Source organism: Jiangella sp. DSM 45060, assembly GCF_900105175.1.
Lineage (GTDB): Bacteria > Actinomycetota > Actinomycetes > Jiangellales > Jiangellaceae > Jiangella.
On the sequence record NZ_LT629771.1, the window covers coordinates 1,311,193 to 1,334,992 of the forward strand.

17 protein-coding genes are annotated in these 23,800 nt (G+C 70.6%); 10 read left to right on the plus strand and 7 right to left on the minus strand.

What is annotated here, in order from left to right; translation table 11 throughout:
- The first annotated feature begins 51 nt into the window (after positions 1-51).
- Both BLU82_RS05845 and BLU82_RS05850 read left to right on the plus strand, forming a co-directional pair.
- The gene (locus BLU82_RS05845) at positions 52-3,828 is read left to right on the plus strand and encodes an Ig-like domain-containing protein (protein WP_157740616.1); all 3,777 of its coding nucleotides are present in this window, start codon (positions 52-54) and stop codon (positions 3,826-3,828) included.
- Positions 3,825-4,967, plus strand: a complete 1,143-nt coding sequence (locus tag BLU82_RS05850) for a mandelate racemase/muconate lactonizing enzyme family protein (protein WP_092616974.1) — start codon at positions 3,825-3,827, stop codon at positions 4,965-4,967. Before BLU82_RS05845 ends, BLU82_RS05850 begins: the two co-directional genes overlap by 4 nt.
- 3 nt (positions 4,968-4,970) lie before the next feature.
- Here the strand turns inward: BLU82_RS05850 and BLU82_RS05855 are convergent, their stop codons facing one another.
- Positions 4,971-5,288, minus strand: a complete 318-nt coding sequence (locus BLU82_RS05855; protein WP_157740618.1) for a hypothetical protein — start codon at positions 5,286-5,288, stop codon at positions 4,971-4,973.
- Between the two features lie 451 nt (positions 5,289-5,739).
- Between BLU82_RS05855 and BLU82_RS05860 the strand changes: the two genes are divergently transcribed.
- The gene (locus BLU82_RS05860) at positions 5,740-7,833 is read left to right on the plus strand and encodes an alpha/beta hydrolase-fold protein (RefSeq protein WP_197682762.1); all 2,094 of its coding nucleotides are present in this window, start codon (positions 5,740-5,742) and stop codon (positions 7,831-7,833) included.
- 48 nt (positions 7,834-7,881) lie between these two features.
- Here the strand turns inward: BLU82_RS05860 and BLU82_RS05865 are convergent, their stop codons facing one another.
- Positions 7,882-8,916: a LacI family DNA-binding transcriptional regulator gene (locus BLU82_RS05865; protein WP_092616983.1), complete on the minus strand. Its 1,035-nt coding sequence runs from the start codon at positions 8,914-8,916 to the stop codon at positions 7,882-7,884.
- Between the two features lie 282 nt (positions 8,917-9,198).
- Here BLU82_RS05865 and BLU82_RS05870 point away from each other — a divergent pair, with 282 nt between their 5' ends.
- The 7 genes from BLU82_RS05870 to BLU82_RS05900 all read left to right on the plus strand — a co-directional run bounded on the left by BLU82_RS05870 (position 9,199) and on the right by BLU82_RS05900 (position 18,213).
- Positions 9,199-10,572, plus strand: a complete 1,374-nt coding sequence (locus BLU82_RS05870) for an ABC transporter substrate-binding protein (RefSeq protein WP_092616986.1) — start codon at positions 9,199-9,201, stop codon at positions 10,570-10,572.
- A 77-nt stretch (positions 10,573-10,649) separates the two neighbouring features.
- On the plus strand, positions 10,650-11,594 hold the full coding sequence (locus BLU82_RS05875) for a carbohydrate ABC transporter permease (RefSeq protein ID WP_092616989.1): 945 nt from the start codon (positions 10,650-10,652) through the stop codon (positions 11,592-11,594).
- Positions 11,591-12,475, plus strand: coding sequence for a carbohydrate ABC transporter permease (locus tag BLU82_RS05880; RefSeq protein ID WP_092616993.1), 885 nt, complete (start codon positions 11,591-11,593; stop codon positions 12,473-12,475). The genes BLU82_RS05875 and BLU82_RS05880 overlap by 4 nt, the downstream gene beginning before the upstream one ends.
- A 40-nt stretch (positions 12,476-12,515) precedes the next feature.
- Complete coding sequence (locus BLU82_RS05885; protein WP_092616996.1) at positions 12,516-14,024, plus strand: alpha-N-arabinofuranosidase; 1,509 nt, start codon at positions 12,516-12,518, stop codon at positions 14,022-14,024.
- Positions 14,025-14,035: 11 nt separating this feature from the next.
- Positions 14,036-15,421, plus strand: coding sequence for a glycoside hydrolase family 5 protein (locus tag BLU82_RS05890; protein ID WP_092625501.1), 1,386 nt, complete (start codon positions 14,036-14,038; stop codon positions 15,419-15,421).
- Positions 15,418-17,148 carry an IlvD/Edd family dehydratase gene (locus tag BLU82_RS05895; protein WP_092617000.1) on the plus strand — a complete coding sequence of 577 codons (1,731 nt, stop codon included), beginning with the start codon at positions 15,418-15,420 and terminating at the stop codon, positions 17,146-17,148. The genes BLU82_RS05890 and BLU82_RS05895 overlap by 4 nt, the downstream gene beginning before the upstream one ends.
- 57 nt (positions 17,149-17,205) lie before the next feature.
- A complete protein-coding gene (locus BLU82_RS05900) occupies positions 17,206-18,213 on the plus strand; it encodes a LacI family DNA-binding transcriptional regulator (protein ID WP_092617003.1) in 1,008 nt (335 codons plus the stop codon).
- 2 nt (positions 18,214-18,215) lie between these two features.
- Here BLU82_RS05900 and BLU82_RS05905 read toward each other — a convergent pair whose 3' ends face one another.
- The 5 genes from BLU82_RS05905 to BLU82_RS05925 form a co-directional block, all read right to left on the minus strand.
- On the minus strand, positions 18,216-19,418 hold the full coding sequence (locus tag BLU82_RS05905; protein ID WP_092617006.1) for a fumarylacetoacetate hydrolase family protein: 1,203 nt from the start codon (positions 19,416-19,418) through the stop codon (positions 18,216-18,218).
- Positions 19,415-20,596, minus strand: a complete 1,182-nt coding sequence (locus BLU82_RS05910) for a mandelate racemase/muconate lactonizing enzyme family protein (RefSeq protein WP_092617009.1) — start codon at positions 20,594-20,596, stop codon at positions 19,415-19,417. The genes BLU82_RS05905 and BLU82_RS05910 overlap by 4 nt, the downstream gene beginning before the upstream one ends.
- Position 20,597: 1 nt before the next feature.
- Positions 20,598-21,428: a carbohydrate ABC transporter permease gene (locus BLU82_RS05915; protein WP_092617012.1), complete on the minus strand. Its 831-nt coding sequence runs from the start codon at positions 21,426-21,428 to the stop codon at positions 20,598-20,600.
- Entirely contained in the window at positions 21,425-22,366 is a 942-nt protein-coding gene (locus BLU82_RS05920; RefSeq protein ID WP_092617015.1) for a carbohydrate ABC transporter permease, read from the minus strand. The genes BLU82_RS05915 and BLU82_RS05920 overlap by 4 nt, the downstream gene beginning before the upstream one ends.
- Positions 22,367-22,431: 65 nt before the next feature.
- Positions 22,432-23,685 carry a sugar ABC transporter substrate-binding protein gene (locus BLU82_RS05925; RefSeq protein ID WP_157740620.1) on the minus strand — a complete coding sequence of 418 codons (1,254 nt, stop codon included), beginning with the start codon at positions 23,683-23,685 and terminating at the stop codon, positions 22,432-22,434.
- Positions 23,686-23,800 lie beyond the last annotated feature (115 nt).

Sequence of the window (23,800 nt, forward strand, 5' to 3'; positions counted from 1 at the left end):
ACAGATGTGCGAAACCGGTTAACCAACGTCAACGGAGACACGGGAGTAGACATGCGCGTACCCCGCTTCGCGACCCTCCTCGCGGCGGCGCTGCTCGCCGCGCCCCTCATCGGCTCCGCGCCACCGCAAGCCGCCGCGGCGCCCGAAACCGCCTCCGCCGCTGACGCGCAGACGGAGGTCGTCGGCGACTTCGAGGTCGAGACCGCGCCGTGGTCGCCGGTCCAGTCCGGCACCGGCTCGGTCAGTACGCTGACCCGGACGACCGCTCAGCACCGCAGCGGCGGCGCGAGCGCCGAGTGGGACGCCGCGGTGCCGGCGGCCACCGGCGGCGCGCTCGCGGCGATCGGCCGCGACCTCGTCAACCTGGACGCCCAGGAGTTGCGGTTCTCGGTGCTGACCGAGTCGGTGGACGAGATCGTCCTGCGACTGCGCGACGTCACGGGCCAGACCCACCAGCAGGTCGTCGCGGTCACGCCGTCGGCGACGCAGTGGACCGACATCAGCATCACCGACTTCGCCGGAGGCACGAACAACAGCCACTTCGGCGGCGCGAACGACGGCCTCTGGCACGGGCCCATGACCCGCATCAGTCTGGTGCTCACGCACAGCCAGCTGGGCGACCAGCCCGGGACGGTCTACGTCGACGACGTCGCCGTGGACATCCCGCCGCCGGAGTTCCTGGTCAGCCCGACCGTCCTGGGCAACGTCTTCGACGAGGGGCAGCCGGTCACCGTCGGCTTCGCGACCGCCGCCGAGTCGCTGTCCTGGCAGGTCTACAACCACGACGGCGCGCGGGTGCGGACCGGATCGGGAGCGGTGGCCGACCTCGGCGACGCGTTCACCGTCGGCACCCTGCCGGTCGGCTGGTACGAGGTCGACATCACCGTGACCCGGCCCGACGGCACGTCGTTCGCCGCCGGCACCGATGTCGCCGTCCTGCCCGTCGCCGACCCGGTCAAGGACCCGCGCCGCGGCGTGGGCACTCACTTCGGTTCGTCCGGGCCCCGGCAGTGGTCGCCCGAGATCATCCCGCTGATCGCGCGGGCCGGCTTCGGCTTCGCCCGCGACGGCGCGTCGTGGCAGCAGGTGGAGACCACGAAGGGCCAGTACACGTTCCCCCAGAAGGTGCTCGACTACAAGGCGGCGTTCGAGGCCAACGGCCTGGACTTCCTCAGCCTGCTCGCCTACGGCAACACGCTGTACTTCCCCAACGAGGTGCCGACCGACCAGGCCGGCCGGGACGCGTACGCGGACTACGCGGCCGCCTCGGTGGCCCAGTTCGGCACCGAGGACACGGTCTACGAGGTGTGGAACGAGTGGAACTGGCGCAAGCTCGACGTCGAGCCGTTCGGCACCGCCGAGAGCTACGTCGAGCTGCTGCGCACCACCCATGACCGGGTCAGGGCGGAGCATCCGGACGCCTACCTGATGGGCCCGGCGATGACGGTGGCGCCGACGGACTGGGCCGACTGGGTCGACGACTTCATCGCCGCGGGCGGCCTGCAGTACATCGACGCGTTCTCGATCCACCCGTACAGCCAGGTCGGCGGGCCGGAGCTGACGGACGACCTGTTGACCATCGTCCGCGACAAGCTCGACGCCGCCGGCCGCGCCGACCTGCCGATCGTCGTCAGCGAGCAGGGCTGGAACACGTCGACGGGCACGCATCACGTCAGCGAGGACGTCCAGTCGGCGAACCTCGTGCGGGGCCAGCTGCTGGCACTCGGCGAAGGGGTCGAGCAGTACGCGATCTACGACTTCAAGGACGACGGCCTCGACCCGGTCGAACCGGAGCACCACTTCGGCATCATCGGCAACGACCAGGACCCGCGCGGCGCCTACCGGCCCAAGCCGGCCTACGTCGCCCAGGCGCTGATGTCGCGGCGGATCAACGGCAAGCCGGTCCAGGGCTGGAGCCAGCTCGGCGACGGCGTGCACGACGTGCGCTTCACCGCGGGCAACGCCGAGACCGTCCACGCCGTCTGGGCCGCCGCCGAGCCGGCCGTCGTGGCGTTCTCGACGAACGGGCCGGTCGACGTGCACGGCATCTACGGCTCGTACCAGGAGCTGGTCCCGGACGCGACCGGACGGGTCTACGTCACGGTGGGCGGCGACCCGGTCTTCGTCACGGGGCCGATCACGGCGGCCGACGTGTCGGCGGCGCACGCGCTCTCGGTGACCGAGGCGTTCGCCGGGACCGAGACCACCGGCACCTGGACGATCGACCGCACCGGCTCCGACACCGGCTTCGAGGGTTCCATCTCCGTGGACGGCGTGACGACGCAGGCCAGCGTCGCGGCCGGCGAGCGCGCGGAGATCCCGGTGGAGTTGCCGCCGGCCACCCGGGTCGGGACGCGGACCTGGCGGGCCACCGTCAGCGACGCGGACGGCGTGGTCGCGCAGCTCAGCACGGATGCCGCCGCCGAGGCGGCGGTCGAGGCCAGCGGCGTGCACGCCATCACCGCCGATGGTGACGACGTGCTGCGGCTGCGGGCCACGAACAACACCGACCAGCCGGTGACCGTCGGCGAGCTGCACTGGACCGCCGGGACCGAGTCAGGCGCCGCGCTGGCCGGGCAGCAGCTGGCCGCCGGCGAGTCGCGGGCGGTGGACGTGCCGGTCGACCTGGTCGGTCAGGTGGAGTGGAATGCGCTGCTGCAGGCCCCGACCGGCGACAGCACCGCCGAGGGCACACTGCGCCCGACCGGCGAGCTGCACGCGGCGCCGTCGGCACCGGTCGAGCTCGACGGCGAGGTCGAGGCCGTCGTCGGCGCCCTGACCCCGGCCGAGCTGCCCGAGCCCGACATCGACGACTGGGGTGGTGCGGCGGACCTGTCCGGGCGGCTGTGGTGGACCCACGACGCCGACACTCTCTATCTCACGGCCGAGGTCGCCGACGACGTCGCGTCCCAGACCGCGACCGGCGCGGACATCTGGCGGGGCGACTCGGTGCAGGTGGGCATCGTCGCCGGGGCGCCGGGGGAGGAGCCGCGCTCGCACGAGGTCGGCGTCGCGCTCACCGACGCCGGCGAGGTGGAGGTCTGGCGCTGGGGGCCGCGCGACCTCGGCGCCGACCTCGCCGGGGTACGTGGCGCCGCGGCCCGCGACGACGCCGCCGGGACGACCACGTACGAGCTGGCGATCCCGTTCGCCTCGCTGCCCGCGGCCCGCGACGACGGCATCGTGTCCGCGACCGTCGTCGTCAACGACGACGACGGCGCCGGCCGGCGGGGCTGGTCGACCTGGGGCGAGGGCGTCGCGGAGTCCAAGAACCCCGCGAAGTACAACGCGCTGCTGCTGGCCGGTCCCGTGCCGACCGGCCTGACGGCCGACCCCGGCACGCTGGAGCTGCCGATCGGCATCGCCGGCGCGGTGACGGTGGCCGAGCAGCTCAGCGACGGCACGACGCGCGCCGTCACGGGCTCCGTCGCCTGGTCGTCGTCGGACCCGGGGGTCGCCGCGGTGGCGGCGGACGGGCGGGTCACCGCGGTGGCGGCCGGCAGCGCCGTCGTCACGGCGACGTCGGACGCGGGCGCCCTGGAGATCCCAGTCACCGTCACCGACGCGACCCTGCGCTCGGTTTCCGTGACGCCGGATCGACGGCGGGTGCCGAAGGGCGCCGAGCTCACGTTCGCGGCCGCCGGCCTCTTCTCCGACGGCAGCACGCACGACCTCAGCGGCCAGGTGGCCTGGACGTCGTCGTCGAGCCGGGTCGCGACCGTCGACGCCGCCGGTGTCGCGACCGCGGTGGCGCCCGGGGCGACCACGATCGGCGCCGAGCTGGGCTCCGTCAGCGCGTCGACGACGCTGGTGGTCACGCCGCGATGACGCTGATCACCGAGATCGAGCCGCTGCCGGTCACGGCCGGCGGCGGCTCGTTCTTCCTCGTCGTCGTGCACACCGACGAAGGGCTGTACGGGCTGGGCGAGATCGGCATGCGGTCCCGCCCGGCCACCGTCGCCGGCGCCGTCCGCGACGTCGCCGAGCTGGTGGCGGGCGCGGACGCGAGCCGGATCGAGCACCTGTGGCAGACCCTCTACCGCGGCGGGTTCTTCCCGGCCGACCGCGACGTCGGGGCCGTGCTGGCGGCGCTGGACCTGGCGCTGTGGGACCTGCGCGGCAAGGCGCTGGGCGTGCCGGTGTACGACCTGCTCGGCGGGCGGGCCCGCGACTTCGTCCCGGCCTACGTCCACCTTCGTGGCGGCGACCCGCGCTCGACCGTCGAGGCGGCTCGGCGGCTGGTGGAGGAGGGCTGGACGCACCTGCGTCTCGGCCTCGGCGACCAACCCGGATCGCAGGCGTTCGAACCCCGCCGGGCCGTGCGCCGCACTCTCGACCTGGTGGCGGCGCTGCGCGCCGACCTCGGCGACGACATCGAGCTCATCGTCGACGTCCACACCCGCCTCGACCCGGCCGAGGCCGTCCTGTTCTGCGACGAGGTCCGGGCGGCCCGGCCGCTGTTCGTCGAGGACCCGCTGCGCAGCGAGAACCTGGACGCGTACCGGTCGCTGCGGGCCCGGACGACGGTGCCGCTGGCCGCCGGCGAGCAGCTGACCACGAAGTGGGCGTTCCGCCCGCTGCTCGAGGACGACCTCATCGACCACGCCCGCATCGACGTCGCGAACACCGGCATCACCGAGGGCCGCAAGATCGCCGCGATGGCCGAGGCCCACTACATCAACGTGGCCACGCACAACCCGCTCGGCCCCGTCTGCACCGCGGCCTCGACCCACCTCGGCCTCAGCCTGCCCAACGTCAGCGTCCAGGAGCAGCCCCGCCCCCACGGCTGGGACGACGCCGTCATCCTGGCCGCCCCGACGGTCTCCGCCGGCGCCGTCACCCCCGCCGACCTCCCCGGCCTCGGCGTCGACATCGACCTCACCGCCGCCCGCTCGGCGGCATCGTCCGTGCGGTTCGCGCCGCCGCCACGGTTCCACCGTCCGGACGGCGCGGTGACCAACTGGTGATGCTCACGCCCGTGGCGCCGCCGCGGGTGGTCGGGGGCGACCGAGTGCGGATTCCGCTGCGGCGGCGAGGTCGGTGGTCAGCGCCGCGACGTCGGTGATCGCGCGCCCGACCACGACGTTGGTGGCGCCGGCCGCGAACCCTGCGTGCACGTCCTCGGACGTGGCGTAGCGGCCTTCGGCGAGAATCCGTCGTTGCGGGTGTGCCTTGGCGAGGTCAGCCACCGCGGCGACGTTCGGCCCGCCACGGCGGCGGTCACCCGGACCCGGTGGCACGAGCGTCGTGCCGAGCCAGTCGGCGCCGGCGGTCTCGCGGGCGAACACCCGACCCCACCGCTCGAGCGGTCTGCCGACGCGTGGCTGTTCGACTCCTCTCAGGGCGACCGCGGCGTGCCGTCGCTGGCAGCGCCGTTGCCCATGTCGTCACGAGTATTGCATATGTCGCAACCAATCACAACGTTATAAATGTCCGGCCCGGATCTATTGACACCTTGGCGACGGCGCCGCCAGCATGGGCCCGCGGGCGAATTTGCCGACGTTGTAAATCAGCGAGAGGGGCTTCGCACGTCGCCGCAGCCCGCCCGAACAGCCCGAGGGTGATCGGCTCTCTCGGCGGTCGCGTCCACCGTCGCCGGCACGGCGCCGGGCGTCCGTGGACTCAGGACAGAGAGGATCAATGGTGATGGCATCTCGCCAGAGACGAACGCACCGCATGGGGATCCGCCGGCGTTTGGCGGCGCTCCTCGTCGTTGCGGCCACTGCAATGGGCGCCTTGGTGGCCGCACCACAGACGGTGGCGGCGGAGGCGCCGTGGGTCGCTGTCGATGACGACGGCTTCGTCACGTTCACGATCTCCCCCGACGAGGCTGAGGAGGCGTTCGGCGATTTCACGCAGCTCGTGGTCGAGGGGAACTTCGGCCCGTCGGCCAACTGGGCCCAGTGGGGCCTCGCCCAGCGCGGGGGCAACTGGACGTCCGTGATGGGCCCGCTCGAGCCCGGCCTGTACTACTACCAGTTCACCGCCGACGACACGAACGTGGCGAAGGACCCGACGAACCCCACGAGCGTCGCGTCGGAACCGGAGTGGAGCACGTTCTTCGTACCCGGTGACTCCGCGGACCTCCTGGCCGACGTGCCCGAGGGCGCCGGCGGAACCGTCGAGACGATGACGTATCGCAGCACGGTGACCCGGGGGGAGCGGTCCGCGCTCGTATGGACGCCGCCGGGCTACGACGCCGGCCGCAAGGAGCCGTACCCGGTGCTGTACCTGCAGCACGGCGGCGGGCAGGGCTACCGCGACTGGGTCGAGGTGGGCCGAGCCAAGCAGATCCTCGACAACCTCACGCTGCGGGGCGAGTTGGACCCGATGGTCGTCGTGATGGGCGACGGCAACGTGCCGGACTTCCAGAAGGAGCTGCTGCGCAACATCGTGCGGGAGGCCCGCCACGACTACAACATCTCGCACAGCCCGTCGCAGCAGGCGCTCGCCGGGCTCTCGATGGGTGGCTCCCAGACGTTGAGCACCCTGTTCGAGCACCCTGGCGAGTTCGCGTACCTCGGCGTGTTCGCCGGCGCCCGCGAGGCTCCCCGCCTCGACGCCCGGAAGATCAACGAGGGCACCGAGCTGCTGCGCCTGTACACCGGCAATGTCACCGACGGCGCGTACAACCGCACCCACCGCCTCATGCAGCAGCTCGACGCGGCCGGCGTCGAGTACCAGTTCGATGGCGTCAACCCCAACCGCGGCCACAACTGGAACGCGTGGCAGGAGAACCTGATCGACTTCGCCCCCCGCCTGTTCCAGGACGTCGAGGACGACGGCCCCAGCCCCGGTCACCTGCCGCTGGAGGGCGAGTTCACCCTGCCGCCGACCGGCACCACGCCGACGCCGTGGATCACCGAGGACCGGTTCGTCACCTTCGAGACGACCACGGACTTCAAGGACGCGGAGCACGTCACCGTGTGGGGCAACTGGGCGCCCGGCGGCAGCTGGATCCGCGTCGAGATGTCCCGCGTCGGCGACCGGTGGCGCGCCACCATCGGCCCGCTGAAGCCCGGCTTCCACCACTACCGGCTCATCGTCGACCGCGTGTCCACGAAGGACACGTCGAACCCGACCCGGGTGACCTCGGAGCCGACCTGGAGCACGTTCTTCATCCCCGGTGAGGAGGCGCGCCTCCTGGCCGACGTCCCCGAGGGGCAGGGTGGCACCGTCGAGACGATGACGTACCAGAGCACCGTCGCCGGCGCGGAGCGCAAGGCGTACGTGTGGACGCCGCCGGGTTACGACCCCGATCGCGCCGAGCCCTACCCCGTCTTCTACCTCCAGCACGGCGGTGGCCAGAACTACACCGACTGGATCGAGATGGGCCGGGCCAAGCAGATCCTCGACAACCACTTCCTCGACGGCAACCTCGAGCCGATGGTGGTGGTGATGGGCAACGGCAACTCGACGAACTTCACCCGCGAGCTGCTCGAGAACATCGTCCCCGTGTCGCTCGAGCGGTACAACGTGTCCGACGACCCGGCACGGCGCGCCCTCGCCGGTCTGTCGATGGGCGGCGGGCAGACCTTCACCCTGCTCAAGACGCATCCGGGGGAGTTCGCCTACATCGGGACGTTCTCGGCCGGGTTCGGCAGCGCGACGGGGGTCGACGCCCAGGCGATCAACGACGGGACCACGCTGCTCAAGGTGTACGTCGGTGACCCGACGGACTTCGTGTACCCCGGGTTCATGAACTCGCTCACGACCATGGACCAGCTGGGGATCGACTACGTGTACGACGGGCCGACGCCTGGACCGCACGGCTGGGACGCCTGGCAGCGGAACCTCATCGACTTCGCGCCGCTGCTGTTCCGGCAGGAGTGAGAAGTGTCGCGGGCGCCGGCCCTCCGCAGCAGGTGCCGGCGCCCGCGATCACCCGGGCCGGCCGGACCCGGTGGACTCGCGGGCGACGATCCGGAAGTCGGGCTTGACGAGGATGGGCGGAGGGTGTTCGCCGTCCTTCTCGTTGATGCGCTCGACGAGCAGCTCGACCGCGGTCTCGGCGATCTCCGTGCGGCCGGGGTCGACGCTGGACAGGGAGGGGATGGAGAACCGGGCTTCGTCGATGTCGTCGAACCCGATGACGGCGACGTCGTCGGGGACCCGGCGGCCGGCGTCGCCGAGAGCGCGCAGGGCGCCGAGAGCGAGGGTGTCGTTGAGCGCGAACAGGCCGTCGAACGCGACGCCGGACGCGATGAGCTCTCGCATGGCTTCCGCACCGTTCTCGCGGTGCCACGGCGCCACGGCGCGGACGAGCTGCGGATCGAGGGGGATGCCGGCCGCCTCGAGCGCGGCCTTGTAGCCGCGCACTCGCAGGTCGGACGAGCGGATCTCCTCGCGCTGATCCGGATGTGCGCCGATGAGCGCGATGCGGCGCCGGCCGATCCCGAGCAGATGCTCGACGGCGGCCTGAGCGGAGCTCACGTTGTGCATCGTCACGTGGTCCGTGGGGCCACCGAAGATCCGTTCGCCGAGCAACACGAAGGGGAACCTGGGGTGGATGAGATGCAGGTCGTCCTGGCCGAGGCGTTCCGGGCTGAAGAGCAGCCCGTCGGTGAGGCGCAGGCGCCCGGCGCCCGTGACCGCGGCGATCTCACGCTCGCGGTCGCCGCTGGTCTGCTCGACGAGGACGCCGAGGTCGTGCTTCTCGGCCGCACGGATGATCGCGTCGGCCAACTCGGCGAAGTAGTTCTGCCGCAGCTCCGGTACCGACAGCCCGATGACACCTGTGCGGCCGGACCGCAGCCCGCGCGCCGACAGGTTCGGCCGGTAGCCGAGCTCCTCGATGGCGGAGAGTACTCGCATGCGCGTCGACGGCCGGACGTGAGGGAAGTCGTTGATCACGTTCGAGACGGTCTTGATGGAGACTCCGGCCACCCGCGCGACGTCGTGCATCGTCGGGGCCACGCATTGCCTCCTCGCTCCGGCGGCGCGCCCACGCCGCCCCTGCATTGTAGGGGCCTACCCGCCCTCCGACGTGGCGGACAAGGGCTGGTCACATCGGTCTTGACAGCGGCGGCACCCGTTGCCATAGTCAGCTTTATCGCTAAATATACAACGTTATAAATACCTCGCGGTAACCGGGCCCGGCGCGGGTGGGCAGCAGTAGCACCTCGCCCTCGACCCCGGCCTCACCTGCACGGCGACGCGCCGATCTCGGCGTCCTACGCATCCCGAAGGGAACACGCAATGAAGCGGAAGCCATTCCTTGCCGCGGCGGCGACGCTCGTCCTCGCCGGCACGCTCGTCGCCTGCTCGTCCGGTGATGACGGCGCCACCAGCAGCGGTGGTGACGGCGGTGGCGGCGGGTCCGACGCCAGCTGCACGAACACCATTCCCAAGACCGACCTGCCCGTCGTGACGCTCTGGGCCTGGTACCCGAACATGGAGCTGGTCGTCGACAACTTCAACGAGCAGAACGACGACGTCCAGGTCTGCTGGACCAACGTCGGCGAGGGCGGTGACGAGTACGAGAAGTTCCAGACCGCCATCGCCGCCGGCACCGGCGCGCCCGACGTCGTCATGATCGAGGCCGACCGGATCCCGACCTTCCAGGTGCAGGACGCGCTGGTCGACATCAGCGACTACGGCTTCGAGGACGTTCGCGAGAACTACAGCGAGGGCGCCTGGCAGGACGTCTCGGTCGGCGACGCGGTTTACGGCGTGCCGGTCGACGGCGGCCCGATGGGGATGATCTACCGCAAGGACATCTTCGAGCAGTACGGCATCACGCCGCCCACCACCTGGGCGGAGTACGAGCAGGCGGCGCAGACGGTGCGCGACGCCGGCGGCCCGCTCTTCGGCGACCTCGGCGCCAATGTGCCGGCGGTGATGATGGCGCTGCAGATCCAGAACGGCGCCGACCCGTTCACCTACGACACCGACAACCCGGAGAACATCGGCATCGCGCTGAACGACGATGCGTCCAAGGAGGTGCTGGACTACTGGGGCGGCCTGGCCGAGAAGGGCCTCGTCGGCACACAGGACCAGTTCACGCCGGAGTACATCGCCGGTGTCATCAACGGCGACTACGCCACGTACATCTCCGCGGCCTGGGCACCGGGCTACCTCACCGGTGCCGGTGTCGGCGAGGGCGCGGACTCCGGCCAGTTCGCCGTCGCGCCGCTGCCGCAGTGGGACCCGGCCAACCCGGTGCAGGTCAACTGGGGCGGGTCGGCGTTCTCGGTGACCAGCCAGGCCTCGGACCCGGAGCTGGCGGCGCAGGCGGCCTTCGGCCTCTACGCCGACGAGGCGTCGCTCACCGACGGCTGGACCAACCAGGTCATCTTCCCGCTGAACCTCAACGCGCTCGAGGACCCGGCCTTCGCCGACCTCGCGGTGGAGTTCTTCGGCGGCCAGCAGGCGAACAAGGAGGTCTACGTCCCGGCGGCGAACGCCTACGAGGGCTTCACCTACAGCCCGCTGCAGCAGTACTACTACGACGCGATGACCGAGCAGCTCGCAGCGATCAACGAGGGCTCCATCACCGGCTCGGAGGCCGCGGACCGGCTGCAGGACGACGTCGCCGGCTACGCCGAGGAACAGGGGTTCACGGTTCAGTGACCTGACGAGCGGGGCCGGCGCGTCGCCGGACCGCCGGCCCCGTCCTCGACCTCACCCACCGACCTCGGAGCACGCGAATGACCCTGCAGACCGCGCCGACCGCGCCGCCGCGAGCCGACCAGCCCGTACCGAGGAAGGCCAAGGCGCCGCTGCGCGAGCAGCTGATCGGATGGCTCTTCATCGGGCCCTTCGGCGTCGTCTTCCTGGCCCTCCTCGTCGCACCCCTCGGCTACGCGCTCTACCTCAGCCTGTTCCGGAAGGCGATGATCGGCGGGACCAGCTTCGTCCTCCTGGACAACTACACCAAGGCGTTCACCGACCCGAGCTTCCTCGACGGCGCGTGGTTCGTCATCCGGTTCTCGCTCGTCCTGATCCCGGTGCAGATGCTGATCTCACTGGCGATGGCGCTCATCCTCGACATGGTCACCTCGCGGTTCGCGCGGTTCTCGCGGCTGATGATCTTCCTGCCGTACGCGATCCCCGCGGTCATCGGCGCGCTCATGTGGGGGTTCCTTTACAGCAAGAATTTCGGCCCGCTGGGTGACGTCTTCGGCCTGTTCGGCGCCACGGCGCCGGACTTCCTCAGCCGGGACCTGATCTTCTACGGGCTGCTCAACATCGTCACCTGGCAGTGGGCCGGGTATTACATGATCATCCTGTACGCCGCGCTGCAGGGCATCGACCCGACGCTGTACGAGGCCGCGCGCATCGACGGCGCCAGCACCTGGCAGATCACGCTGCGGATCAAGATCCCGCTGATCACCCCGGCGCTGCTGCTCATCCTGGTGTTCGCGCTGATCGGGACGCTGCAGTTCTTCAACGAGCCGAAGATCCTGCGTGACCTCGCCGCCGGCGCGATCGGGCCGGACTTCACGCCGAACATGTACGCCTACCAGCAGGCGTTCGGCCTGGCGAACTTCAACTACGGATCGGCGATCTCGTTCGCCCTCGGCGCCGTCGTCTTCGTCTGCGTCTACATCTTCCTGTTCGCGACCCGCAAGCGGGGGAGCTTCCTCTCATGACCGTGACCATCGACGCCGCCTCGCGACGCCGGCGGCCGCAGCGCCACCTGCCGCTGCAGATCCTCCTCGGCTTCCTGCTCGTCTACTTCCTCATCCCCTTCTGGTGGGTCGTCGTCAACAGCTCGAAGGACGCCGCCGGGCTCTTCGGCGGCGGCAACGCGCTCTGGTTCGCCGACGACGTCGACTTCATCGGCAACCTGCGGGAGCTGTTCACCTACAGCGACGGCATCTACACCCGCTGGCTGCTCAACTCCACGCTCTACGCCGTCGTCGGCGGTGTCGGCGCCACAGCGCTCGCGGTCCTCGCCGGCTACGGCTTCGCGAAGTACCGCTTCGCCGGCCGCCGGTTCAGCTTCGCCGTCCTGCTGGGCGCGGTGATGGTGCCCGCCACCGCGCTGGTGATCCCGACGTTCATCATGTTCTCCCGGCTCGGCCTGACGAACACGATCTGGGCGGTGATCCTGCCGTCGCTGCTCAATCCGTTCGGCGTGTACCTGATGCACGTCTACGTGCGCGACGCCGTCCCCGACGAGCTGCTGGACGCTGCTCGCGTCGACGGCGCGGGCGAGCTGCGCTTGTTCCTGCAGGTCGCGCTCCCGATGATGCGACCGGCGATGGTGACCGTCCTGCTGCTCTCGATCGTGGCCACCTGGAACAACTACTTCCTGCCGCTGGCGATGCTGTCGGACAACGACCTGTATCCCGTGACGGTCGGCATTGGGCAGTGGCAGGGCATCGCCTCGGCCAACAACTCCGGCGGCACGTCGCTGTGGAGCATCATCATCATGGGGTCCCTCGTCTCGGTCATCCCGCTGATCATCGCCTTCCTCACGCTGCAGCGGCATTGGCGCGGAGGCCTGGCCATCGGCAGCTTGAAGTAGGCCGGCGCTCCGTCGTTGCCCGTCGACCGATAAGAGGATCATGAACCGCGCTCACCTGACCATCGACCCCTACTTCACCGTCGGGCCGGTCAACCGCCGGCTCTTCGGCTCCTTCGTCGAACACCTCGGCCGCTGCGTCTACGACGGCATCTACGAACCCGGCCATCCCACCGCGGACCACCAGGGATACCGCGAGGACGTCATCGCGCTGGTCCGAGAGCTCGGCGTGACGACCGTCCGCTATCCGGGCGGCAACTTCGTCTCCGGCTACCGGTGGGAGGACGGCATCGGCCCCAGGGCACAGCGTCCGCGGCGTCTCGACCTGGCCTGGCACTCGACCGAGACGAACGAGGTCGGCCTCGACGAGTTCGCCGGCTGGCTGCGCAAGGTCGGCAGCGAGCTCATGTACGCCGTCAACCTGGGAACGCGTGGTGTCCACGCCGCCCTGGACGTCCTGGAGTACGCCAACGTCCCGTCGGGCACCCACTTCTCCGACCTGCGCATCGCGAACGGCACCCCGGCGCCGCACGACATCAGGATGTGGTGCCTGGGCAACGAGATGGACGGCCTGTGGCAGCTCGGGCACGGCACCGCGGAGGAGTACGCGAGCATCGCCGCCAAGACCGCCCGCGCCATGCGGCAGATCGACCCCGGCCTCGAACTGGTCGTCTGCGGCAGCTCGAGCGCGCAGATGGCGACGTTCGGCGGCTGGGAGCGGACGGTGCTCGAGGCGACCTACGACCACGTCGACTACATCTCCTGCCACGCCTACTACGAGCCGAAGGACGGCGACACCGCCAGCTTCCTCGCCTCCGCGGCGAACATGGACCGGTTCATCGAGTCGGTCGCGGCGACGGCCGACCACGTCAAGGCCGAACGCCGCAGCACGAAGACCATGTACATCTCCTTCGACGAGTGGAACGTCTGGTACCAGTCGCGCTACCGGGGCGAGCGCCACACCCGCATCGACGACTGGCCGGTCGCGCCCCGGCTGCTGGAGAACACCTACTCGGTCATGGACGCTGTCGTCGTCGGCAACCTGCTGATCTCGCTGATCAGGCACGCCGACCGCGTCACCTCGGCGAGCCTCGCCCAACTGGTCAACGTCATCGCGCCGATCATGACCGAGCCCGGTGGCCCGGCCTGGCGGCAGACCACGTTCTTCCCGTTCGCCCTCACCTCCCGCCTGGCGCGCGGCGAAGCGCTCGAGGTCAAGCTCGACAGCGCGACCTACACCTCGGCCCGGCACGGCGAGGTCACGGTGATCGACGCCGTCGCGACCCACGATGCTGCCGGCGGGGCGACCGCGGTCTTCCTCGTCAACCGCGACCAGGAGGCGGCGGCCGAGATCGAGATCGACGTCCGCATGCTCGGCCGGGTCGAGGTCGGCGACGCATGGACGTTGAGCGACAAGGATCCGCACGCCGCGAACACCCTGGAGCAGCAGGACCGGGTGCGCCCGGTGGTCAATCCCACGGCAGCGCTGAGCGACGGCACCGTGACGATCTCGCTGCCGCCCGTCTCCTGGACCGCACTCACCCTCGGATGAACGGAGTCACCATGCTCAGAGTCGACGGGAGCCGGATCGTCGCCGGCGACCAGCCGGTGGTGTTGCGAGGCGTCGGCCTCGGCGGCTGGATGAACATGGAGAACTTCATCACCGGTTATCCCGGTACGGAGTCGCAGCAGCGCAAGGCGCTGCGCCGGGTGCTCGGCGCCGACGGCTACACGCGGTTCTTCCAGCGGTTCCTCGACGTCTTCTTCACCGAGGACGACGCGGCCCTGCTCGCCGGACTCGGCCTCAACTCGGTGCGCATCCCCTTCAACTACCGGCACTTCGAGGACGACGCGGCGCCGTTCGAGCTCGAGCCCGAGGGCTTCGCCTTGCTCGACCGCGTGGTCGACGCCTGCGCGCGCCACGGCATCTACACGATCCTCGACCTGCACGCGGTGCCCGGCGCCCAGAACCAGCACTGGCACAGTGACAACCCCACCCAGTGGGCGCACTTCTGGACCCACCGGCAGTTCCAGGACCGGGTGGTGCACCTCTGGGAGCGGCTCGCCGACCACTACAAGGACAACCCCTGGGTCGCGGGATACAACCCGGTCAACGAACCGGCCGACGTCGAGGGCACGACCATCGGGCCGTTCTACCGCCGCCTCGAGGCCGCCATCCGCGCCGTCGACCCGGACCACATCCTCTTCCTCGACGGCAACCGCTACTCGACCCAGTTCGACCAGCTCGGCGACCCGCTGCCGAACTGCGTGTACACCGCCCACGACTACGCCAGGCCGGGGTTCGTCGACGGTGGCCCCTACCCGGGCGTCAGCAGGGGAGAGTACGTCGACCGCGACCGGGTGGAGGAGACCTTCCTCGTCCGCACCGAGTACATGCGTCAGACCGGCACGCCGATCTGGGTCGGCGAGTTCGGCCCCGTCTACACCAGCGACCCGGCGCGCGACGAGCAACGCTACCGGCTGCTCGAGGACCAGCTGGAGATCTACGCCCGCCACGAGGCGAGCTGGGCGCTCTGGACGTACAAGGACGTCGGCCTGCAGGGCCTGGTGACGGTCGATCCCGCCTCGCCGTACGCGCGGCGGGTGGAGCCGGTCATGGAGAAGAAGGCGCGTCTCGGCGTCGACTCGTGGGGCTCGACGGACGCGGGCATCCGTGACGTCATGCAGCCCATCGAGGACCTGTTCGAGCGCGAGTTCCCCGACTTCCAGCCGTACCCGTGGGGCGCGGCGCGGTGGATCCACGGGCACGTGCGCCACGTCATGCTCGCCGAGGCCATGGTGGGCGACTTCGCGAAGGCGTTCGAGGGCGTCACCCCGGACGAGGCGGAACGGCTCGCGGACTCCTTCGCGCTCGGCCAGTGCCACGTGCGCAAGAATCTCGCCGAGATCCTCCGTCAGGCGTCGGCCGCGGGGAGCCGGACCCGGTGACGCGCGACGACGCTCGCCGCAGCCGCAGTTGGTTCGGCGCGGCCGGCCGGTCGGGGATGATCTACCGGTCCTGGATGCGCAACCAGGGATTCGGCGCCGAGATGTTCGACGGGCGCCCGGTCATCGGCATCGCGTCGACGTGGTCGGAGCTGGCGCCGTGCAACGCGCACCTGGACCGCGTCGCCGAGGCGGTGAAGCGCGGCGTGTGGCAGGCCGGCGGGTTCCCGCTGGTGTTCCCGGTGATGGCGACCGGCGAGACGCTGCTGCGGCCGACGGCGATGTTCTACCGCAACCTGCTGGCCCTGCAGGCCGAGGAGTTGATCCGGGCGAACCCGCTCGACGGCGTCGTGCTGCTGTCCGGCTGCGACAAGACCACGCCGGGACTGCTGATGGGCGCGGCCAGCGTCGACCTGCCGGCCGTCATGGTGACCGGCGGCCCCATGCTCAACGGCAAGTTCCGCGGTCAGGACGTCGGCTCCGGCACGCACGTGTGGAGGTTCGAGGAGGAGCTGAAAGCCGGCCGGATGACCCAGGAGGAGGTCTTCGCCGCCGAGGGCTGCATGGCCCGGTCCAACGGGCACTGCATGACCATGGGGACGGCGTCGACGATGGCCTGCGTGGCCGAGGCGCTGGGCATGCAGCTGCCCGGGTCCGCGACCTGGCCGGCGGTGGACATGCGCCGGTTCGAGGTGGCCCAGGAGGCCGGACGGCGCATCGTCGCGATGGTCGAGGAGGACCTGCGGCCCAGCACGGTCATGACGCGGGCCGCGTTCGAGAACGCGATCCGGGCCAACGCGGCCATCGGCGGGTCGACGAACGCGATCATCCACCTGCTGGCGATCGCCGGCCGGCTGGGCGTCGAGCTGGCGCTGGACGACTTCGACGAGCTGGCCCGGCCGGTGCCCACCGTCGTCGACCTGATGCCGTCGGGCCGGTTCCTGATGGAGGACTTCTGCTACGCCGGCGGGCTGCCGGTGGTGCTGCGCGACCTGGACGAGGCCGGGCTGCTCGACGGCGACGCGCTGACCGTCACCGGACGGTCCATCGGGGCGAATGTGGCCGCGGCGCAGTGCTGGAATCGCGAGGTGATCCGGCCCATGAGTGAGCCGCTGCAGCCGGCGGGATCCGGCACCGCGGTGCTGCGCGGCAACCTCGCGCCCGGCGGCGCCGTGGTGAAGCAGTCGGCCGCGTCGCCGGAGCTGCTGCGGCACACCGGGCGCGCCGTCGTGTTCGACACGCCGGAGGCGTACCACGAGGTGTGCGACGACCCCGAGCTGGACGTCGCGGCCGACGACGTCATCGTCATCCGCGGCGCCGGCCCGCGCGGCTACCCCGGCATGCCCGAGGTGGCCAACGTCCCGATCCCGGCGAAGCTGCTGCGCGCCGGCGTCACCGACATGGTGCGCGTCTGCGACGGCCGGATGAGCGGCACCGGCTACGGCACCGTCGTGCTGCACGTCACGCCCGAGTCGGCGGCCGGCGGGCCGCTGGCGTTCGTGCGCACCGGCGACACCGTCACGCTCGACGTCGCGGCACGCACGCTCACCCTGGACGTCGACGACGACGAGCTCGATCGCCGGCGGGCGGCGTGGAAGCCACCGGCGCCGGCGCACGCCACGGGCTACGGCTGGCTGTACACCCAGCACGTGCTGCAGGCCGACCACGGCGCCGACTTCGATTTTCTCGTCGGCTCCCGCGGCGCCGCCGTGCCACGCGAATCACACTGAGAACCCGACGGGTCGTCGGGACCCGGCCGGAGAGGCGATGATGGTTCCGTGGTGCGCATGACGGATGTGGCGGACGCGGCCGGGGTGTCGGCCATGACGGTGTCGAACGTGATCAACGGCCGGCCCGGAGTGAGCGCGGACACCCGGCTGCGCGTGTTGCGGACGATCTCGAAGCTCGGCTACCAGGTGAACCACGCCGCACGTCACCTGCGGGCCGGCCGCACCGGCGCCGTCGGGCTGATCGTCCCGGACATCGACCGGCCCTACTACGCGCAACTCGCCAGCCGGCTCGCCAAGGGCGTGGAGAAGAGCGGCCTGCACCTCGTCGTCGAGCGCACCGGGGGCGACGCCGAGCGCGAGCTCGAGGCCATCTCGTTCGGCCGGCTGCGCATGTACGACGGCGTCGTCATCAGCCCGCTGCGGGTCGAGGCCGCCGACCTGGATCAGCTGCGGTTCGAGACCCCCGTCGTGTTCATCGGCGAGCGGCCGGTTCCGGCCACCTTCGACCACGTCATGATGGACAACGTGGGCGGTGCCCGGCAGGCCACGGAGCACCTGCTGAGGACGGGCTCGCGGCGCATCGCCATCATCGGCGGCCGGCACGACGACCACGTCGACGACATGCCGTCGCTGCGCACCCGGGGCTATCGCCAGGCCCACGCCGAGCTCGGCGTCGACGTCGACGAGCGGCTGGTGGTCGAGGTCGAGTCGTTCGACCCCGGCTCGGGATTCCACGCCGTCGAGCAGCTGCACGAGGCCGGTGTCTCCTTCGACGGCGTGTTCGCGCTCACCGACGCCGCCGCGATGGGCGTGTTGAGAGCCCTGGCGGACCTCCGGGTCGACGTGCCGGGCGACGTCCAGGTGATCGGGTTCGACAACGGCGCCGAGACCGAGTTCCTGGTGCCCCGGCTGTCGTCCGTCGAGCCGGGCAACGACACCATGGCCGACCGCGTCCTGGAACTGCTGCAGCGCCGGGTCAGCGCGTCCGGCGACGACAACGCGACGCCGGACGCGACGACGACCGTCGTGACCGCGCGACTGGAGCTGCGCGAGACGACCCGCTGAGCTCAGAGCAGGCCGCGGCGCGCGAGGTTGCCCATGAGCGCACGGACGCCGAAGTCCCACGGCGCGCAGTCCTCGGCGTGCTGGACCCGGTTGACCAGCGTGCCCAGCGCCGGCGAGCTGATCTCGACGACGTCGCCGCGTTTGTGGGTGAAGCCCTCGCCGGGACGGTCGCGGTCCTGGATGGGCGCGAACATGGTGCCGAGCATCAGGACCGCGCCGTCGGGATAGTGGTGATGACGACCGACCAGCTGGCGCACCAGCGCCTCCGGCTCGCGCGACATCCGCGACATCTCCGAGACCGCCTCGAGACGGAAACCGTCCTCGCCGTCGATGGCGAGACCCACCTCGAGCTCGCGCACGCGGTCCAGGCCGAACCGCTGATCGAAGAGGCGGATGAACGGGCCCAGCGCGCAGGACGCGTTGTTGTCCTTCGCCTTCGGCAGCAGGAGTGCCGACCTGCCCTCCACATCGCGCAGGTTCACGTCGTTGCCGAGGGTCGCTCCGACGATCCGGCCACTCGACTGGACGATGAGCGCCACCTCGGGCTCGGGATTGTTCCAGGTCGACGCGGCGAGCACGCCGACGGGCACGGCGGTGCCCACCGCGGACAGGACCTGGCCCTTCGTGAAGATCTCCGCGTCGGGCCCGATCCCGACCTCCAGATACTGGCTCCAGGCGCCCTCGGCCACCAGGAGCTCCTTCAGGCGCGATGCCTCCTCCGACCCCGGCGTCAGGTCGTGGAAGTCGTCGCCGACGTCGGCGAGCATCCGGTGGCGGATCTCGGCGGCGAGTGCGAGATCGCCGCGTGCTCGTTCCTCGATGACGCGCTCGATCATCGACACCGCGAACGTCACGCCCGCGGCCTTCAACGCCTGCAGGTCCACGGGCGCGAGCAGCCAGGGCCGGGTGGTGTCGCGTACCGCGGCCCCGGTGTTGGCCAGCACCTCCGCGACGCCCGCGACCGGCCTGCCGCCGAGGCCGGCGACGGCCGCGGCCGGGTCGGGCAGCTCGCAGAGGTCACTGACCGTCGGGAACCGGTCGCTGACGTCGAGGAGCTCGCCGTCGCGGACGATCACGGGCGACGGCCCTCCGGCGGCGGGGTCCCAGATCCGGCCGATCAGGACACTCTCGGCAACGTCGTCCGGCAGTGCGTCGGCGGCGGTTCCGTACCAGGCGCCGGCCGTTTCGGACGCGTGCAGGGTCATTCGTCGGCTCCCAGGTTGAAGAAGGAACGCTCGTCGTGGGGCCGGATGTCGTAGACGGCGTCGTCGAACAAGCGCATGGGGTGCGGGGTGAACGGATGGCGGGCGATCTCGTCCAGGTCGAGCTCGACGCCGAGCCCCACGCCGGCGGGGACGAGCAGATCGCCGTCAGCGGTCAGGATGAGGCGTTCGTCGGTGATGTCCGGGCGCCAGGGCACGTCGGTCGCCATGATCTCGAGGTAGCGGAAATTGGGCAGGGTGGCGCCCAGTTGCAGGGTCGCCGCCGTGCTCAGCGGCCCGCTCGGGTTGTGCGGCGCGAAGCCCACGTAGCTGGTGGCGGCGAGGGTGGAGATGAATGCCAGCTCGGCGAGCCCGCCCGCGTGGGTCACGTCGGGCTGCACGAAGTCGACCGCCTGGCGGGCGAGGGCGGGGACGAAGGCCTGGCGCCCGAACCAGCGCTCGCCGGCCGCGATCGGCACGGGCGACGCCCGGCGCACGTCGACGAGGGCGTCGAGGTTGTCCGGCGGGCACGGCTCCTCGAACCAGACGGGGTCGAACTGCGCGATCTCGCGGGCGACCTTGATCGCGTGGTGCACGTCGAAGCGGCCGTGGCCCTCGATGAACAGCTCGACGTCGGGGCCGACGGCCGAGCGCACGGCGTCGATCTGGGCCAGCACGCGGTCCAGCTGCCGGGAGTTGATGACGAGGTCGTAGTTCTCGAACGGATCCCACTTGAGTCCGCGGAACCCGGTGGCGACGGTGCGCGCGGCCGCGGCCGCGTAGTCCTCCGGCGTCGCGGCGCCGGAGAACCAGCCGTTGGCGTAGGCACGTACGCGATCGCGGGTGCTCCCGCCGAAGAGCCGGGAGACCGGTACGCCGAGGTCGCGGGCGGTGATGTCCCAGAGTGCCATCTCCAGCGAGCTCAGCGCCGTCATGATGACCGGGCCGCCGCGCCAGTACCAGTCGCGGGCGAGTTCGTGGATCGTGCCGGAGATGCGCGTGGGGTCGAGGCCGGTCACGGCCTCGGCGAGTTCGGCGATCGCGCCCTGGACGGCTCGCTCCTTGCCCTCGAGCGTCGCCTCGCCGAGCCCGGTGATGCCCTCGTCGGTCGACACTCGCACGATGACGAGGTTGGTGCGGTAGAAGTCGACGACGATGGTGTCGACCGAAGTGATCTTCATATCAACCCTTGACTGCGCCGGCGGTCATGCCGGCGACGACGTACTTCTGCGCGAACAGGTAGAACGCGACGGCGGGCAGCGTGAACATGAAGGCCACCGCCATCACCGTCTGGACCGGGGTCCCGACCTCGCCGATGAAGCTCGCGATGCCCACCGAGGCCGGCTGGGTCTCCGGCGCGTAGATGAACGTCACCGCGAACACGTACTCGTTCCAGGCGTGGAAGAACGCGATGACCGCGGCGGCCGCGATCGACGGCCCGATCAGGGGGACGTTGATGCGCACCAGCATGGTGAGCGGTCGCGCGCCGTCGACCCGGCCGGCCTCTTCGAGCTCGCGCGGGATGCCGTCGATCGCGCCCTTGAGGATGAGCGCGACGATCGGCAGCACGAAGGCCGAGTTGGCCAGGATCAGCCCGGTGAGGGAGTCGAGCAGGTCGAAGCGGTTGAAGAGCGAGAACAGCGGCACCACCATGAGCGCCTCGGGGAGCATCTGGGTGAGCAGCAGCACGACCGCCATCAGGGTCTTGCCGCGGAACGAGAACCGCGAGAGCGCGTACCCGAGCGGGATGCCCAGGCCGATCGACAGCACGGTCGTGCCGAGGGAGATCACCAGGCTGTTGCGCAGCCAGCCCAGGGCGTCGCCGTCGGCCAGCGCGTCGACGAAGACCCCGAACTGGGAGAAGTCGGGAAGCAGCCGGGCGTCGGAGGCGAACAGGTCGGCGTTGCTGGACAGCGCGGTGACGAACATCCAGTACAGGGGGAAGACCGCGATCCCCATGACCATGAGCACGGCGACGATGCGCAGCGTCAGGCCGATCCGCAACCGGCTCATCGCAGGCCCTCCTTCTCGGCGGCGCGGGTGACGAGCCTGCTGCCCGCGATGACGATCAGGGAGATGACGACGCCGACCATGCCGATGGCCGCCGCCGTGCCGAGCTGCTTGGAGTCGAACGCCTGCGCGTAGAGGTCGATGACCAGCGTCTCCGTCGAGCCCACCGGGCCGCCCTTGGTCATCAGCCAGATGAGCTCGAAGCGCCGGATCGACCAGATCGTCATCAGCAGCGCGAGCAGACCGACCGTCGGCTTGATGACCTGCCAGGTGACGGCGCGGAAGGTCCACCACCGCCCCGCGCCGTCCATCGTGGCCGCCTCGGTGAGATCCCGCGGGACCGCCTGGAGCGCGGAGAGCAGCACCACCGACGTGAGGGGGAAGAGCTGCCAGACGGTCGTCAGAAGGATCGCCGGGAGTGCGTAGGTCGAGCTGTCGAGGATCGCGCCGCCCGGAACGCCCAGCCCGACGGCGTCGAGGAACCGGTTCACGATGCCGTACTGGGGGTTGAGCATCCAGGTCGCGATCAGGGCGACCGCGATGCCGGGCGCGGCCCACGGCACGGTCACGAGAGCACGGACGACGCCCCGGCCGCGGAAGCTCCGGTTGAGGAGCAGCGCGACGAGCAGGCCGGCGCCCACGGAGCCGACCACGCACGCCACGACGTAGACGAACGTCGTGCGGAGCGTGCGGTGGAAGTCCTCGTCGGCGAAGATGTGGGCGTAGTTCTCCAGCCCCACCCAGGTGCTGTTCGTGGGATTGAGCAGCGATGTCCGGGTGAAGCTCAGGAAGATCTCCTGAGCGAGCGGAACACCCTGGAAGAGAACGATGAAGACGGCGGCGGGAGCGAGGAACAGATACGGCGTCCACCGGCTGCCGAGCGGGCTGCGCCGGCGTCCGGTCTCGGTGCGAGGCGCTCTCGTCTGCTCGAGCACGGTCATCGAGTGGTGTCCTTCGTGGCGGTGGGCCGGTGCCGGGCGAGCGCGTCCCGCCCGGCACCGTCGGGTCAGCCGACCAGGTCGGTCGCCTGCTCCTGGGCGGTGTCCAAGGCGGTCTGCAGATCGACGTTGCCCTGGAGGGCGGCGATGACGTTCTGCACGACGATCTTGCGGATGTCCGGGGTCTGGGCCTCGAAGCCGAGCACGATCTGCGGGAGGCTGGAGTCGGTGAGCTCGTCGAAGGCGGGCAGGAACGGCATGGCCTGCAGCGACTCCGCGCTGCGCTCGGTCGCCGTCGCGACGCTGCTCGCGCCGAGGATCTCCTGCAGCGCCACCTGGTTCTCGTCCTCCAGCGCCCACCGGATGAAGGTGGCCGCCTCGTCCTTCGCCTCGCTCGCCTCGTTGATCACGATGGGCGCGAGGATCGTGCCCTGGCTGCGTTCCGGGAAGGGGATGGGCGCGACGCTGAAGTTCAGGCCGGGGCTCTCGGCGAGCAGGTGCGTCGCGTAGCCGCCGTTGTTCAGCTCCATGGCGACCTTGCCCTCGGCGAACATGCGGCGGAAGGTCGCCGCGTCGGCGCCGCGCGGAATGACGTTCGCGTCGTAGAGGTCCTTGTAGGCCTGCAGGCCCTCGAGGTTCTCCGGTGCGTTGATGGTGAGGTTCTCGCCGTCGGACCAGGCGCCGCCGAAGCCGTAGACGTAGTTGAAGATGTCCTGCCAGACGCCGGCCTCCTCGGCCTCCGTCTGACGGAAGGCCAGCCCGAAGACGTCGCCACTGGTCAGCGACTGTGCGGTGGCGAAGAAGTCGTCGTAGGTCGTCGGCGGCTCGGGGATGAGGTCGGCGTTGTAGAACATCGCGTAGTTCGACGCCTCGAAGATGATGCCGTGGCGCACGTCGTCGTGGACCATGAACCGGTCGGGCTGTTCGAGCAGCTCGTATTCGCCGGCGTCGATGAGGTCGTCGAGGGGAGCGATCAGGCCGGCGTCCGCGGCGGCCTCGAACTCGGGCATGTCGAAGCGGACGAGGTCGGGCCCTTCGCCGCCGCCCATCTGGGTCAGCACCGTCTGCCCGAAGGTCGGGTAGGGGACGGAGGCGGCCTCGACCTTGATCTCGTCCTGGCTCGCGTTGAACTCGTCGAGCCATTCCTGCAGGTGCGGCCCGCGGCCGGGGTCGCCGAAGGTCGAGGCGGCGAAGGTGAGCGTCGTGACGCCGCCGTCCGAGCCGGAGTCGGAGCCGGAGTCGGAGCCGCAGCCGGTCGAGACGGCAAGGCCGGCGACGGCGGCCGCGGCGACCATGGCGCGGCGAACGCGAGGTGTCCTCATCGGGTGCTCCTCAAGGAATCGGGACTCTGCTTGAACGTTAAAGGTCTGCAACGATCGTAGGAACATATGCAACGCTGTCAAATCACGGTTGCGCATCGCTCTATTCACGTTGCGT